A 15,130-nucleotide genomic window follows, 5' to 3' on the forward strand; every position below is an offset into this window, starting at 1 on the left:
AATGAGTGTGACTGTTTACGCACCGGCATCTATTGGTAATGTCAGTGTCGGTTTTGATGTTCTCGGGGCGGCAGTGTCGCCCGTTGATGGCACCCTGCTGGGGGATAAAGTGACAGTGGCCGCCGGCACAGAGCCCTTTTCACTGCGATGTGAAGGTGATTTTGTCGCTAAGCTGCCGGCTGAGCCGCAAGAGAACATCGTTTATCACTGCTGGCAGGTGTTTGCCCGTGAGCTGGATAAGAAAAGCGTCAGCCTGAAACCTGTGTCGATGACACTGGCGAAGAATATGCCAATTGGTTCCGGTCTGGGTTCCAGTGCCTGCTCAATTGTGGCTGCCCTGGATGCGCTGAACCGCTTTCATGAAAACCCGCTGACAGAGACAGAACTGCTGGCGCTGATGGGGGAAATGGAAGGTCAGATTTCAGGCGGTGTGCATTACGACAACGTGGCACCCTGCTATCTTGGCGGGTTGCAATTCATGGTCGAGGAGCTGGGGATCATCAGCCAGTCGGTCCCGAGTTTCGATAACTGGTACTGGGTGATGGCGTATCCTGGCATCAAGGTATCGACTGCTGAAGCCCGGGCTATTTTACCGGCTCAGTACCGTCGACAGGATATCATTGCCCATGGCCGTTATCTGGGAGGTTTTATTCATGCCTGCCACAGCCAGCAGCCGCAACTGGCCGCCAAAATGATCAAAGACGTGGTGGCCGAACCCTACCGAGAAGGCTTGCTGCCGGGCTTTAAGGAAGCGCGTCAGTACGCCTTGGAAGCGGGCGCGTTAGCCAGTGGTATTTCAGGTTCAGGCCCGACCATGTTCAGCATCTGTGATGATCTGGAGGTCGCAGAGCGCATTGCCCGCTGGTTGCAGCAGCATTATGTCCAGAATGATGAAGGATTCGTCCATGTCTGTCGTCTCGACAGCCAGGGTTCAACAGAAATAGGAAGTGAGTATTAATCATGAAGCTGTATAACTTGAAAGATCATCAGGAAGAAGTGTCTTTTGCCCAGGCAGTCCGCCAGGGGCTGGGCCGTAATCAGGGCCTGTTTTTTCCTGCTCAACTGCCGGATTTAGGCGACATCGATGCGTTGCTGGAGCAGGATTTCGTTACTCGCAGCAGCCGTATTCTGTCTGCTTTTATCGGTGATGAACTGGGCGCGGAAACCGTCCGACAAATGGTCAGTAACGCTTTCCAGTTCCCGGCTCCGGTCGCACAAGTGAAAGACGCAGTCTATGCGCTGGAGTTGTTCCACGGCCCGACGCTGGCATTTAAAGATTTTGGTGGCCGCTTCATGGCGCAATCGCTGGCGGCAGTGTCTGACGCCAATGGCAACATCACTATTCTTACCGCGACCTCAGGCGATACCGGTGCGGCTGTGGCCCATGCTTTCTACGGTATGGACAACATCAAGGTGGTGATCCTGTATCCGAAGGGCAAAATCAGCCCGCTGCAGGAAAAGCTGTTCTGTACGCTGGGCGGCAATATCCACACTGTGGCAGTGAATGGCACCTTTGATGATTGTCAGTCGCTGGTCAAGCACGCTTTTGATGATGCTGAACTGCGTCAGGAAGTGGGCCTGAACTCAGCCAACTCTATCAATATCAGTCGCCTGATGGCGCAGATCTGTTACTACTTCGAAGCGGTGGCGCAACTGCCGAAAGCTGCTCGCGGCAATCTGGTGGTGTCGGTTCCTAGCGGCAACTTCGGTAACCTGACCGCCGGCCTGCTGGCCAAAGCGCTGGGTTTGCCAGTGAAACGTTTTATCGCCGCCACCAATGTGAACGATACCGTGCCCCGCTATCTGCAAGATGGCAAGTGGGATCCTAAAGCCACAGTGCCGACTATTTCCAATGCCATGGATGTCAGCCAGCCAAACAACTGGCCGCGTATTGAAGAGCTGTGTCAGCAACAAGGCTGGGGCCTGAACGAGCTGGGCTACGGCGCGGTAAGCGACGAGCAGACCGCAGAGACACTGCGTCAGATGGATGCCGACGGTTATCTGTGTGAGCCACATGGCGCCATTGCCTATCGTATACTCAATGAGCAGCTGCAAGCCGGCGAGACAGGTCTGTTCCTGTGTACCGCGCACCCAGCCAAGTTCAAGGAAGTGGTGGAAGATATCCTGCAAAAAGAGATAGATTTACCTGCGCCGCTTGCCAAACATGGCGCAATGGAGTTGCTGTCGGTTGAGCGTGACAATGATTTTGCTCAGTTAAAAGCTGTGCTGCAAGCCGTTCAGGACTGATACCTCTCTGCGGGTCATACTCTGATTGAGCCACCGTTATGGTGGCTCTTTTTGTCTGTATCGTTTCTTCATCATCAGGTTAAGATTATAATTTGATTATCATGTCCGACCGAGAGTAGCTGAGTGTGGAAAGCAAGACTGCCCGTTTTACCGTATTGATGGATCCCCGTAAAAAGCAGGCCTTTGAAAAGCTGTGCGCTTCCCAGGATCTGACACCGTCCCAGGTGGTCCGCCAGTTGATCCGTGAATACCTGGAAAAGCACGACATCAGTTATCTGGATGATGACGCAACGAAGAACCCTCAGGTGAAGTAATCGCTTCAGACAGCCATGCTGTGCCTGTATAAGATGTTGTTTTAATTAACAGTATCTCCTTCATGGCAGGGGTTTGTGATGACAGAACCGGCAAGGTGATAATTTAATGATAATTACATTATAATGTCAGGCATCTCGTCCGGCACTGACAAGTCAGTGGTGGGCGAATATCTTTAAGTGATGACTTTTTAAATGAGAGATAGCAGCGTATGAGCGATACCTTACCTCCTTGCCCTGAATGCAATTCATCTTATGTCTATGAAGACAGCAACCTGTTGATCTGCCCTGAGTGTGGTCATGAATGGATTCCGGGTGAAGTGACAGAAGATGTGGATGCACTGATTGTGAAAGACGCGAACGGCACTGTGTTGCAGGATGGCGACTTCGTTACCCTGATTAAAGATCTCAAGGTAAAAGGTTCGTCGTCTGTCGCCAAAGTGGGGACTAAAGTGAAAATCAACCGCCTGGTGGATGGCGACCATAACATCGACTGTAAGATTGATGGTATCGGGGCTATGATGCTGAAATCTGAATTTGTGAAAAAAGCCTGATTTCAGTAAAAATCAGACGGTAAAAACGCCGCAGACCAATAGGTTGCGGCGTTTTTGTACGGCAAACTTTTATAAAGTGCTGGTAAACGTCCGGGCGATGACATCACGCTGCTGCTCTGGCGTCAGCGAGTTGAAACGTACCGCGTAACCAGACACCCGAATGGTCAGCTGCGGATATTTTTCCGGGTGCGCCACGGCGTCTTCCAGGGTTTCACGCCTGAGCACATTCACGTTGAGGTGCTGCCCGCCTTCAATACGCGGAGCCTGTTCAACAGGCAGTTCGCGGTACTCAATCTGACCCAGTTCAGACAGGGCGATGTCCTGATCTTGCGCAAAGTCGTCAATGGTACACAGGCAGCGGGCTGTACCACTGGCAGCATCCAGCAGCCAGATGGAATTGAGCAGTTGAGGATTAGCCGCTTGGGTAATTTGAATGCCGGTGATCATGGCAGCTCCTTGGTTGTCATCTGAAACAGCAAAATAGTGTGCCTGACAAAGTGGTCAGGGATAACGGCATCCTACCGCGTTGGGCCCCCGGCCCCTTGATCTGTATCAACTAAGCACTCTTACTGCCTATTGCGTGACGCTGCACAAATTATGCGCACAAATGCGCTCAACTGGCGCATTGGCGATAAAGCAGATTGCTGCTTTGGTCGCCTGAGGTCTACAGATGCCGCTAAATCACTGTAAGATAAAGTCCAGTGAACAAACTGACAAAGTTGGCATTGATCTTTCATTGAATTGACTGAACCTTCAATTTTGAGGAAACACCCTATGAAAGCGAGCGCAATGCCAGCCCCCGGAATGAACTCAGTAAGCGGCTCACGCCTTCCTCAGGCCAATCGTCCTATTCAGGGACGCGGTCACTGGCGTACACCTGTTGGCCCTGTGTCCCGGCCCAAATGATACCAGTTGTCATTGCGATGCCGTGATCAGACAGGCAGAATGTCGGCTTACCTTCATTTTCCCCGCAGGAGCCGACATGTCTGTTTCAGATTCCCCATCTTCATCTCTTTTCGACTGGAAACAGTTGCTGGAACAGGAAAGGCAGCAAGCTTACTTTCAGCAGGCTGAGGCACAAGTTGCCGCAGAAAGGCAGGCTGGCAGAGTGATCTATCCGGCTGAGGCCGATGTATTTCGCGCTTTTGATACCACTCCCTTTGATCAGGTCAAGGTAGTGATCCTGGGCCAGGATCCTTATCACGGCCCTGAACAGGCACACGGGCTCAGTTTCTCGGTGCAACCCGGAGTTAAAGTCCCCCCGTCTCTGGCCAATATGTATAAAGAGCTGGCCACTGATATCGACGGATTCAGCATTCCCAGCCATGGCTGCTTACAGCCCTGGGCAGAGCAGGGCGTACTTCTGCTCAATACTGTGCTGACGGTTGAGCAAGGCAAAGCGCATTCGCACAGTAAGTATGGCTGGGAAATGTTTACCGACAGGGTTATTACCAGTCTGAATCAGCACAGAGATGGTCTGGTGTTCCTGCTGTGGGGAGCGCATGCCCACAAGAAAGGAAAACATATCGACAGGGACAGACACTGGGTGCTGGAAGCGGCACATCCGTCACCCTTGTCTGCTTATCGGGGCTTTTTTGGCTGTCGCCATTTCTCTCAGGCAAACAAGTGGTTGCGACAAAGCCGTAAAAGTGAGATTAACTGGCAACTTCCTGAACAAATGTAAGGCAACTTAACCTGGATCAAACAGAATTCGCTATCCCGGTTTACACTTATAGCTGGGATGTTAATGTCCGGGAGGTCGAAATGCTATTGGACAGTATTCACACCGAACATGGTTATATCAACCGGTTGCTTAAACTGTTAGGTACAAAATTAAAAGGGATCCAAGCGGGTCACGAAGTGAATTATCAGCTCATTCGCGACATAGTGACCTATCTGCAGAACCAGGCCGAGCACTGCCATCACCCAAAAGAAGATGTCATATACCATTACTACCTCAGACACTATGGTGAGGAGCAGGACATTATGGATCTGGAGGCGGAACATATAGAGCTGGCTAGACTGACCGCAGAGTTTGCCGAAACCGTCGACATGATTCTGATGGATGCCGTGATTCCGCTGGATGTTTTTGCGGGAAAATTGAATGCCTTTGTAGAGCGCCAGCACCAGCACCTGGACACCGAAGAGAAGAAGGTGTTCCCTGTGATCCGCCAGCATTTTACCGACCAGGACTGGGCAGCCGTTGAAGAAGAATACCAGGATTGCCTGTGTGATCCTCTGTTCGGTAAAGAGGTTTCAGCTCAGTACCGGGAGTTGGCAACCCGGCTTGAGCCCGATCATTAACATCTGCCGGGCCACAAAAAACAGCACCGGCTGCAGAGCCGGTGTTGGTCGTTTGATACTAGCCTTAACCTAGTAATGGTAGTGCAAAACCCAGATTACAAATCTACCTCATCGGTAAACTCATGTAAGATATCAATGTCCTGAAGTTCCTTTTTCAGTTTTTGCTTATCTTTGAGTGCTTCAATTTCCCGCCACTTACGCTTAACAGGTTTACTGCGTGCATTGCGACGAGGAAAATCGCTTTCAAGCATGTTGTCGAATCCAAAGCCATCCATATTGCACCTCTCTACCATTCTGAGTATTGCTCAGAGCGGGGGCATCTTGCCCCTCGATCATCAGTTAAATATCACAATACGGCGTAGAATAAAATTGAAGTATTTCGCATTTGTTATTTATTTGTGAAATTAGTTCAAGCTGAATCATTGAACCCAATGGTTTGTCCAGTTGGTTAGAAAGTAATGCAGTGCTCAATTCTGTTCAGTGTGGATTGATTTTTTGCGACTAACTCCGCATCATCGCTCAGGTTTTCGGCAGCCGGGAACCAAAACGGGCTGAGATCAGCCAACAGGTCAGTATCTGCAATGCAAATGTTTTTCTGGCTTTATCTCAGCTTGGACTGACAGATGAATTACAGTTGAATGAAGTGGCACAGCAAAGGCGTGCCGGGCAAAGATACCTTTGAGCAAGCTAAGGGGTTGGTGTGACAAGTCAGATAAATTTCCTCAATGATCTGCTGTGGGGATCTGTATTGATTTACCTGCTGGTCGGGGTAGGGATCTATTTTACCTACTTGCTGGGGTTTATTCAGTTCCGGCATTTTGTCCATATGTTTAAAGTGATGAAAAACAGCCGTAAGTCGGATGCTGCCGGTATCTCTTCTTTTCAGGCATTATGCACCAGTCTGGCTGCCCGGGTCGGAACCGGCAACATGGCCGGGGTCGCCGTGGCACTTACCTTGGGTGGGCCGGGCGCGATTTTCTGGATGTGGCTGATTGCCATGTTAGGGATGGCGACAGCATTCGCGGAAAGTGCGCTGGCCCAGTTGTACAAGACCCGGGATGATGACGGCAATTACCGGGGCGGTCCGGCGTACTACATGGAAAAAGGGTTGGGAATGCGCTGGATGGGGGTGGTGTTCTCTATCTTTCTGATCATTGCCTTCGGTCTGGTATTCAACGCGGTTCAGGCTAACTCCATTGCCAAAGCCATGAATGTGGCTTTTGGCTGGCAACCTGTGGTGGTCGGCATGGTGCTGGTGGCGCTGACCGGTTTTATCATATTCGGTGGCATGCGAACCATTGCCCGCACTGCTGAAATTCTGGTACCAGTGATGGCGATTTGTTATCTGTTGCTGGCACTGGTGGTCGTGGCAATGAATATCGAACAGGTTCCTTCGGTGATCGCCCTGATTTTCCGCAGTGCCTTTGGTCTGGAAGAAGCGGCCTCCGGCGCTCTGGGTTATACCATAGCTCAGGGCATGATCAATGGCCTGAAGCGTGGGCTGTTTTCCAATGAAGCGGGCATGGGTTCGGCGCCGAATGCGGCCGCCTCGGCCACGCCGTACCCGCCACATCCGGCGTCGCAAGGCTATGTGCAGATGCTGGGGGTCTTTACCGATACTATCGTTATCTGTTCGGCCACTGTGGCGATTATTCTGATGTCTGGTGAGTATGTACCTCATGGCGAAGTCACAGGTATAGAGCTGACGCAGCGGGCGCTGGCTTCTCAGGTGGGGGACTGGGGAGGGATCTTCATTGCTATCGCTATCTTCCTGTTTGCCTTTACCTCGCTGGTAGCCAATTACTCTTATGCCGAAACCAACCTGATTTTTCTTGAGCATAACCACAAAGCCGGACTGCTGATTTTTCGCGCCGTGGTATTGGGCATGGTGATGTTCGGGGCGCTGGCCGAATTACCGACGGTATGGGCGATGGCGGATGTGTCTATGGGAATGATGGCCATTATCAACCTGATCGCTATTTTGCTGTTGTCGGGCACAGTGGTGAAACTGGCGAAAGACTATAACGCGCAATTGGCTCAGGGTAAGGTGCCAACGTTTGACAGCGCCCAATACCCGGAATTGCATGCTCAGCTGGATGAAGATATCTGGACCAGCCGTTCAGATCGATAGGCTGTCCCTATGGCAAAGAAAGCGACAACCACGCGCGTTGTGCGTGGTTTTTTGATGCCGAAATGGTAATCTTGCCGACAGACACGCTTACAGGACATCAAAACATGCTGATAGTGGTTTCCCCTGCTAAAACCCTGGATTATGAATCTCCTCTGGCAACAAAGACTTATACTTTTCCTGAGCTGACCGATCACTCGATGGAGCTAATTGAGGTTTGCCGTCAGCTGACGCCTATGGACATTGCGAGCCTGATGAAGGTGAGCGATAAAATCGCCGGACTCAATGCGGCCCGTTTTGCCGACTGGCATCCGGATTTTACGCTTGAAAACGCGCGTCAGGCGATTCTGGCCTTCAAAGGTGATGTGTATACCGGCCTGGAAGCCGATAGCCTGAGCGAGGATGACTTCACCTTTGCCCAACAGCACCTGCGCATGCTGTCCGGTTTGTACGGTTTGTTACGGCCGCTGGATCTGATGCAGCCTTACCGTCTTGAAATGGGCACTAAGCTGGCCAACGGCCGCGGCACTAACCTGTATCAGTTCTGGGGCAGTATTATTACGGACAAACTGAATGACGCGCTTGCCGGGCAGGGCGATGATATCCTGATTAACCTGGCCTCCAATGAATATTTTAAAGCCGTTAAGCCGAAGTCTCTCAAAGGTAAAGTGATTACCCCGGTGTTTAAAGACGGCAAAAATGGTCAGTACAAGGTGATCAGTTTCTACGCCAAGAAAGCCCGTGGCATGATGGCACGTTATATCATTGATAACCGCCTGACTTCAGTGGAACAGCTGAAACAATTTGACGTGGCTGGCTATTACTTCGTACCGGAAGAATCGACGGCCGCTGAACTGGTATTTAAACGCGAAGAGCAATAAAGCTTCAGCGTTAAACCGTTGGCTGAAAAAAGGGCCGGATACTGTATCCGGCCCTTTTCTGTTTTAGTCTGCAGCTACGGCAAAGATTATTTGGCCGCCGCCTTTTTGTTGACGGATTTTTTCTTCTTGGCGTCTTTCTTTTTCGTGTCTTTCTTCTTACCGTCTTTGACTTTTTTCTTCTTCACGGTTGCTGGCTTTTTGTGTTTAGGGCGCAGGCCTTCAATAAAGCGCTCCGGTATTTCTTCTTTCATATAACGGCTGACACGCTCTATCATGCCTTGATCATGCGCTTCCACCAGCGAGATGGCTGTGCCTTTTTTACCGGCACGGGCAGTACGGCCGATACGGTGCAAATACACATCGGACGTACGCGGCATGTCAAAGTTGATGACATGGCTGACGTCTGGCAGGTCAATACCCCGTGCTGCGACATCGGTGGCGATCAGTATGTTGGTTTCACCTTCACGGAAACGACGAATGGCATTGTTACGGGTGGCTTGTGCCATTTCTCCCTGAATCCAGACGCAAGCGATTTTCAGTGACGCCAGCTGATCGCGCAGCTCGGCCAGTCGCTCGCGGGTTTTGACAAAAATAATACTGCGCTCGGCCTGATCGCTGAGGATATTTTCCAGCAACGCCATTTTGTGCGCCATGTCGTCACAGCGGTGGTATACCTGATGGATCTTCTTGCGTTCGCGACGCGGTGGCTCAGCGTTCACTTCGACGGGCTCACTTAAGATCGTCTGGGAGAACTCTCGTACCCCTTTGCCTTCCAGGGTGGCGGAGAACAACAAGCTCTGACGGCGCCAGCGACATTCTTCATGCAGGCGTTTCACAACGGCCCCAAAACCCATGTCGAGCATGCGGTCAGCTTCGTCCAGGATCAGGCACTCGATGGCACGGCAATCGAATTTCTCGCCTTCGATGTATTCCATCAGACGGCCCGGTGTGGCAACCACAATGTCCTGAGTTTTGCCCAGATACTCAGCGTGCTCGTCGTAAGAGATACCGCCTGTGATGGTGAAGATTTTCAGGTCAGTATGGGCCGCCAGGGCTTTGGCCTGATCGGCGACCTGAATGGCCAGTTCACGGGTTGGTGTCAGAATCAGCACGCGGGCCGGGCCGGGTTTACGGCGCGGAAAATCAAGCAGGTGCTGAATCATAGGCAATACAAAAGCGGCAGTTTTTCCGGTACCCGTTGGTGCGGATGCCAGTACGTCACGGCCATCCAGGGCATGAGGGATAGCCTGAGACTGCACAACGGTTGGACGGGAATATCCCATATCTTCAATCGCTTGTAGCAGAGCGCCATCTAACTCTAATTCGGAAAAATCTCTCACCAGTCTTACTCCTAAGTAGCGGGCTGCCCGTATGGGTCGCATGTCGATGGGCAGTTTGCTGCTGTGATTCAGTTAAGGGGCGGCATTATAGTGTGATTTGATGCAAGTATCACCGATTAAAGCACAAAAACTTGGATTATCCCTGCCGCTCGCTGACAGGATCAGAGCTTGAGATAAAAGTCACGGGTCAGGGCCGTAAACCCGGCCGAGTACTGGCCTTGCTGATTGATCGTCAGCTGTGTTTCGTCACAGTCACCGTCCTGAGGGGAAAGCGCAATCAGCAGGCGATGAACCGGTTTGGCGGCGGTGCTTTTCACCCGGCACAGCCGGCGACAGTGCAAGCCATAGTCAGCCAGCATCGTCAGCAGTGCTTCACCTTCGTAGACCGGCAGAATCAGGCTGGCCTGTCCTGCCGGTGCCAGCAGGTATTGCAGGCAGCTGAGCAACTCGCTGTGGGAGAGGGTGTCTGTGTGTCGGGCGGTCGCCCGGCGCTGGCAGTTCGCCTGTTCACCGTGATTGAAGTAGGGCGGATTGCATAATATGGCCTGAAAGCGGCCTTTGGGCTGAGAGCGGACCCATTCACGGATATCCTGACGCTCGGCCCGAAGCCGCACGGACCAGGGCGAGGCCGAGAAATTTTTGCCGGCCGCTGTCACGGCTGCCGGGTCAATATCCAGCGCCAGAATATCGGCGGTGCCGGATTGCGTACGCTGCGCTGCCATTAAGGACAGCAAACCGCTTCCGCAACCAATGTCGAGTATCGTCTGGCGATTGACCTGAGTCTGACTGTCACGACAGCTTGACACCCAGGCCCATGCTCCTAACAACACACCATCTGTGCTGACAGGCATGCCGCATCCGTGATCGTCAACGTGAAAGTGTTTAAACGTAAAACCTTTATTCATCTAATGAATGTCCGAAAAGGCGGCGAGTAAAATCAGTCCGCCATTATAGCGGTTATTCCTGTCAATGGTTGAGTTGCGGTCAAACACTGTAAAGTTTGGTGATCTGGTGGTTTTATATTCTGTGTTGGATGTTTTGTGAGAAATATTTATTTTGGTTCTTAGTTCTAATTTATTGCTTTTTATTGGTTCTTTATTTTGGTTTTTTGGCTATACATCCGAAGAAAGTGGTGTTTTTGGCTGCGAGGTTGTCACTGGCATTCTTTTGCTTCATTATGCTGCCTCTTTTGCTGAATGTAGTGATATATCTCAGTAATGAGCCATTAATGCTAACACAACATAACAATAGACGAGTGGGAAGGTGCAGTTTGAATAACACACTCAAGGTTTCAGATATTTTTGCGATAGGTTTCATGACCTTTGCGTTCTTCCTGGGGGCCGGAAATATTATTTTCCCGCCACAGGCCGGTTTAAGTGCAGGTGATAACCTGCTGCCAGCGATGTTTGGTTTCTTATCGACGGCAGTTGGCTTGCCGCTGATCGGCATCATAGCCGTGGCTGTTGCCGGCGGCGGTTGGAAGGGGCTGACCCGTGATCTTCCGCCTCAGCTGGCAACGCTGATGGCCGTTCTTATCTTTATCATCATCGGCCCTGCTTTTGCTGCGCCTCGTACCGGTCTTGTGGCCTACGAAATGGCAGTCAAACCTTTTATGGCTGATGGGGGACAAACCAGTCTGACCATTTTTTCTGTTGTCTTTTTTGGACTGGCGCTGTTCTTTGCATGGTCACGCGGCAGGCTGATCGATTCTATCGGTAAGCTGCTCACCCCGGCGCTCTTTGCTGTACTGGCTATTCTGGCTGTGGCGGTATTCCTCAACCCGCAAAGCGAGATTCAGGCTGCACAGGGTGATTATGTGAACATGGCGTTCACCAAAGGATTCCTGGAAGGTTACAACACCATGGATACCTTTGCGGCGCTGATGTTCGGCATGCTGATTGTTGATGTGATCCGCAACAAAGGCATCAAAGATGATAAAGCCACCTGCAAATATCTGATGATGGCAGGTGTGATTGCCGCAGCAGGCCTGGCGTTTGTGTATATCTCGCTGTTTTATCTGGGCGCTACCAGTGCGGCGGTTGCCGAAGGTGCAGCCAATGGTGGTGCCATTCTGGCAGGCTATGTGCTGGCGTTGTTTGGTCCTGTCGGTCAGTACATTCTGTCGGCAATTGTGATGCTGGCCTGTCTGACCACGGCGATTGGCCTGATCAGTGCCTGTTCTGACTATTTCAGTTCGCTGACCCGATTGTCCTATGAGACATGGGCTGTGATCCTGGCAGTGATTTGCGGTGTGGTGGCCAATGTTGGCCTGAATCAGTTGATCAGCCTGTCGGTGCCTGTGCTGTTTGCCCTGTACCCTGTGGCGGTGGCGCTGGTTATCCTGACCTTTGTTCGCCGCTGGCTGCCAAATCCGCGTCTGGCATACCGTGTGGTGCTGTTGGTTTCTCTGGTCTTCAGTCTGATTGATGCGGCCAAAGTGATCGGTCTGGATATGTCGTTTCTGAGTTTCCTGCCAATGTTTGATTACGGTATGGCCTGGACAACACCTACCTTGCTGGCACTGGCTGTGACCCGTTTCATCCGGGCAGACATCCGTGAGCCAAAAGCGCAAACGGTTTAAACAGCAAATAACAATTTGTCTGACCGAAACGCCCCGGTTTTTACCGGGGCGTTTTTTTACGGCCGAGATGGACAGCGACAAACATCTACCTAATGCTGAGGGTCAGGCAATATACTGAGCAGCTCTCCCGTTACAGCCTGGCTTTTTTGCCAGGCCAACAAGCATGGGATGATTCAGGGGCTGTTTGGTCAGTACCCGCCCGTCTCTCTACGGGCGTTAAACGTCGGACTAGAGTGAATCGCCGTACTCGGTCAGTACCTGCTCGCACCATTGCTGGATGCGCTCATCACTGAGTTCGTACTGGCTGTCTTCATCCAGTGCCAGCCCGACAAACAAGCTTTTGTCTTCGGTCAGAGCTTTTGAGGCTTCAAAGTTGTAGCCTTGATTTGGCCAGTAGCCAACGAACTGGGCACCGGTCGGCAGCAACTGATCGTGCAGCATGCCCATGGCGTCCAGGTACCATTCTGTGTAGCCTTCCTGATCGCCCAAACCGAACAGGGCGACGGTTTTTCCGGTCAGCGTCAGGCCATCCAGTTGATTCCAGACCGCTTCCCAGTCTTCCTGCAGTTCACCAAAGTCCCAGGTTGAGATGCCCAGGATCAGCAGATCATACTGGTTCATCTCGCTGAGTGCCGCTTCTTTGATGTTGTGCAGCTCAACCAGCTCGCCGCCGATGCAATCGCGGATTTTCTCCGCGGCCATTTCGGTATAGCAGGTGGTCGATCCGTAAAACAGGCCGATTTTCATACTGATATTTCCTGGGGTGGCAACTAATTTGCGCTGATTTTACCCTGTCAGGCGCCTGGGTGCATCCCTCAAGCGAGCGCACCTAGTTACATTACAGGAGAAATTCAGTACTATGCTGCAATATACTGTGTTTATATCCAGATGTTTTGGGAGTGGCGCGACGTGGAAACCAATAACGATATTGCCCTGATCGAGCGCTTTTTAGATGCGATGTGGATGGAGCGTGGGCTGTCGGCCAACACCCTGTCTTCGTACCGTAATGATTTAATGAAACTGCAGCAATGGCTGGATTCACGGCGGCAGTCGCTGTTGTCACTGCACTCCGGCGATCTGCAGGATTACCAGCAATGGCTGTTTGAGCAAGACTTCAAGCAGAGTTCCCGGGCCAGAATGACATCGGCGCTGCGGCGGCTGTTTCAGTACTTTCACCGTGAAAAGCTCAGGGAAGACGATCCCAGTGCCATTTTGCACAGTCCCAGATTGCCGCAGCGGCTGCCGAAGGACATTAGCGAAGATCAGGTCAGTGCCCTGCTGGGCGCGCCTGATGTCAATGATCCGCTCGAGCTGCGCGATAAAGCCATGCTGGAGCTGCTGTATGCAACGGGCCTGCGGGTCACTGAGCTGGTCAGTCTGCGGATGGATAACGTCAGTCTGCGCCAGGGCGTGGTCAGGGTCACAGGTAAAGGGGATAAAGAGCGACTGGTGCCAATGGGCGAAGAAGCCATGGAATGGATTGAAACTTTTCTGGCTCAGGGACGACCGTACCTGTTGGGGGAAGTCAGTTCAGATGTTCTGTTTCCCAGCAAGCGTGCCCGCCAGATGACGCGTCAGACCTTCTGGCACCGTATTAAACATTATGCGGTGTTGGCCGGGATTGATGCCGATACCTTGTCGCCGCACGTCATGCGTCATGCGTTTGCCACCCATTTGCTCAATTACGGCGCGGACCTCAGAGTCGTGCAAATGCTGTTAGGTCACAGTGATTTATCTACCACACAGATCTATACTCATGTGGCAACCGAGCGTCTGAAGCAGCTGCATCAGGAACACCATCCGCGAGCCTGAAACCAGCAGTGACCTTTTGTTACACTCCGGCCAGTGCTTACTGGGGCAGAGATCCCAATCATAACCCTGCAGAGTCACCGGATTATGAAATCACTTGCCTTTTGAGATTGAACTTTGAAAGATGACCATACTCAAAGGGTCTGTATAGTATTCACAGGGACTATCCCTGAATTGCCAACGATTTGTTAAGGATGTTTTCATGTCATTTTCCCGCCGTCCCCTGCTTGTTGCACTGGCTGCGTTCACGGCTTTTTCTGCCAGTGCAGAACCTGATGTCCGTGCCATTGAAGCTACGTTGAATCCACTGGGCCTGACTGCAGCGTCAGTGACGCCATCACCGCTTAAGGGAATGAACGAGGTGGTGACCGAACGCGGTATTATTTATATGTCTGATGACGGTCAGTATTTTGTTGCAGGGCACCTGTATCAGTCTGTGGACGGCGAACCTGTCAATCTGACTGAACAGAAAATGGCCTCAATCAACAAAGACAAACTCAAAGGCATGGAAAGCGAAATGATCGTCTATCCGGCCAAAGATGAAAAATACGTGGTGACTGTCTTTACCGATACCAGCTGTGGTTATTGCCGTAAACTGCACAGTGAAATGCAGGCCTACAACGACGCAGGTATCACTATCCGTTATCTGGCTTTCCCGCGCGGTGGTGAGCGTTCGCAGAATTTCGGTGAGATGAGTGCTATCTGGGCATCGAAAAACCGGGCGCAGGCCATGGATGACGCCAAGAAAGGCAAACTGAATATTGAGCAAAGTCCGCATAATGACTCGCTGGTGATGAAGCATTACCAGCTGGGTGTGGCAATGGGCGTGACAGGTACGCCTGCGCTGGTGCTGGAAGACGGGACTATGCTGCCTGGCTATCAACCGGCTAGCCGACTGCTGCAATTTCTCAACAGCCGCAGTTAATTATTGCCTCTGCTGATCAACAGCCCGCAGTCCTTGCGGGCTGTTGCGTT

Annotated in this window: 17 protein-coding genes; 12 read left to right on the forward strand and 5 right to left on the reverse strand. The window is 51.8% G+C overall.

Annotated features, from left to right (window positions below; genetic code table 11):
• The first annotated feature begins 1 nt into the window (after position 1).
• From thrB to IFO68_RS08695, 4 genes are all read left to right on the forward strand, one after another.
• Positions 2-958 (forward strand): homoserine kinase, encoded by a 957-nt coding sequence (gene thrB, locus IFO68_RS08680; protein ID WP_192015534.1) that lies wholly within the window; start codon positions 2-4, stop codon positions 956-958.
• A gap of 2 nt (positions 959-960) precedes the next feature.
• On the forward strand, positions 961-2,247 hold the full coding sequence (gene thrC, locus IFO68_RS08685) for a threonine synthase (RefSeq protein ID WP_192015535.1): 1,287 nt from the start codon (positions 961-963) through the stop codon (positions 2,245-2,247).
• Positions 2,248-2,372: 125 nt separating this feature from the next.
• Positions 2,373-2,561 (forward strand): CopG family transcriptional regulator, encoded by a 189-nt coding sequence (locus IFO68_RS08690; protein ID WP_027253128.1) that lies wholly within the window; start codon positions 2,373-2,375, stop codon positions 2,559-2,561.
• Between the two features lie 209 nt (positions 2,562-2,770).
• Positions 2,771-3,112, forward strand: coding sequence for a zinc ribbon domain-containing protein YjdM (locus tag IFO68_RS08695; protein WP_192015536.1), 342 nt, complete (start codon positions 2,771-2,773; stop codon positions 3,110-3,112).
• A 69-nt stretch (positions 3,113-3,181) separates the two neighbouring features.
• On the opposite strand, the gene grcA is transcribed toward IFO68_RS08695, so the two are convergent.
• Positions 3,182-3,559, reverse strand: coding sequence for an autonomous glycyl radical cofactor GrcA (gene grcA / locus IFO68_RS08700; protein ID WP_192015537.1), 378 nt, complete (start codon positions 3,557-3,559; stop codon positions 3,182-3,184).
• A 327-nt stretch (positions 3,560-3,886) separates the two neighbouring features.
• Between grcA and IFO68_RS21995 the strand changes: the two genes are divergently transcribed.
• From IFO68_RS21995 to IFO68_RS08710, 3 genes are all read left to right on the forward strand, one after another.
• Positions 3,887-4,018, forward strand: a complete 132-nt coding sequence (locus IFO68_RS21995; RefSeq protein ID WP_255557852.1) for a hypothetical protein — start codon at positions 3,887-3,889, stop codon at positions 4,016-4,018.
• Between the two features lie 76 nt (positions 4,019-4,094).
• Positions 4,095-4,796, forward strand: a complete 702-nt coding sequence (ung, locus tag IFO68_RS08705; RefSeq protein WP_192015538.1) for a uracil-DNA glycosylase — start codon at positions 4,095-4,097, stop codon at positions 4,794-4,796.
• Positions 4,797-4,876: 80 nt separating this feature from the next.
• The gene (locus IFO68_RS08710) at positions 4,877-5,416 is read left to right on the forward strand and encodes a hemerythrin domain-containing protein (RefSeq protein ID WP_192015539.1); all 540 of its coding nucleotides are present in this window, start codon (positions 4,877-4,879) and stop codon (positions 5,414-5,416) included.
• A gap of 95 nt (positions 5,417-5,511) precedes the next feature.
• Here the strand turns inward: IFO68_RS08710 and IFO68_RS08715 are convergent, their stop codons facing one another.
• On the reverse strand, positions 5,512-5,691 hold the full coding sequence (locus IFO68_RS08715) for a DUF3545 family protein (RefSeq protein ID WP_192015540.1): 180 nt from the start codon (positions 5,689-5,691) through the stop codon (positions 5,512-5,514).
• Between the two features lie 425 nt (positions 5,692-6,116).
• On the opposite strand from IFO68_RS08715, the gene IFO68_RS08720 reads away from it, so the two are divergent.
• Together IFO68_RS08720 and yaaA are read left to right on the forward strand one after the other, a co-directional pair.
• Positions 6,117-7,547 (forward strand): alanine/glycine:cation symporter family protein, encoded by a 1,431-nt coding sequence (locus IFO68_RS08720; RefSeq protein ID WP_192015541.1) that lies wholly within the window; start codon positions 6,117-6,119, stop codon positions 7,545-7,547.
• 104 nt (positions 7,548-7,651) lie between these two features.
• Positions 7,652-8,425, forward strand: coding sequence for a peroxide stress protein YaaA (gene yaaA, locus IFO68_RS08725; RefSeq protein WP_192015542.1), 774 nt, complete (start codon positions 7,652-7,654; stop codon positions 8,423-8,425).
• Positions 8,426-8,511: 86 nt separating this feature from the next.
• Here yaaA and srmB read toward each other — a convergent pair whose 3' ends face one another.
• Positions 8,512-9,765 (reverse strand): ATP-dependent RNA helicase SrmB, encoded by a 1,254-nt coding sequence (gene srmB, locus IFO68_RS08730; RefSeq protein ID WP_192015543.1) that lies wholly within the window; start codon positions 9,763-9,765, stop codon positions 8,512-8,514.
• A 161-nt stretch (positions 9,766-9,926) separates the two neighbouring features.
• Complete coding sequence (locus tag IFO68_RS08735) at positions 9,927-10,670, reverse strand: tRNA1(Val) (adenine(37)-N6)-methyltransferase (protein ID WP_192015544.1); 744 nt, start codon at positions 10,668-10,670, stop codon at positions 9,927-9,929.
• Positions 10,671-11,035: 365 nt separating this feature from the next.
• On the opposite strand from IFO68_RS08735, the gene brnQ reads away from it, so the two are divergent.
• Positions 11,036-12,346, forward strand: a complete 1,311-nt coding sequence (brnQ, locus tag IFO68_RS08740; RefSeq protein ID WP_192015545.1) for a branched-chain amino acid transport system II carrier protein — start codon at positions 11,036-11,038, stop codon at positions 12,344-12,346.
• Positions 12,347-12,574: 228 nt separating this feature from the next.
• Here the strand turns inward: brnQ and fldB are convergent, their stop codons facing one another.
• Entirely contained in the window at positions 12,575-13,093 is a 519-nt protein-coding gene (fldB, locus tag IFO68_RS08745) for a flavodoxin FldB (protein ID WP_192015546.1), read from the reverse strand.
• Positions 13,094-13,303: 210 nt separating this feature from the next.
• Here fldB and xerD point away from each other — a divergent pair, with 210 nt between their 5' ends.
• Together xerD and dsbC are read left to right on the forward strand one after the other, a co-directional pair.
• The gene (gene xerD / locus IFO68_RS08750) at positions 13,304-14,158 is read left to right on the forward strand and encodes a site-specific tyrosine recombinase XerD (RefSeq protein WP_370630665.1); all 855 of its coding nucleotides are present in this window, start codon (positions 13,304-13,306) and stop codon (positions 14,156-14,158) included.
• 199 nt (positions 14,159-14,357) lie between these two features.
• Positions 14,358-15,080 (forward strand): bifunctional protein-disulfide isomerase/oxidoreductase DsbC, encoded by a 723-nt coding sequence (gene dsbC / locus IFO68_RS08755; protein ID WP_192015548.1) that lies wholly within the window; start codon positions 14,358-14,360, stop codon positions 15,078-15,080.
• The last annotated feature ends 50 nt before the right edge of the window (positions 15,081-15,130 follow it).

It is taken from the genome of Photobacterium arenosum (genome assembly GCF_014841115.1).
In the GTDB taxonomy this organism is placed as follows: Bacteria; Pseudomonadota; Gammaproteobacteria; order Enterobacterales; family Vibrionaceae; genus Photobacterium; species Photobacterium arenosum.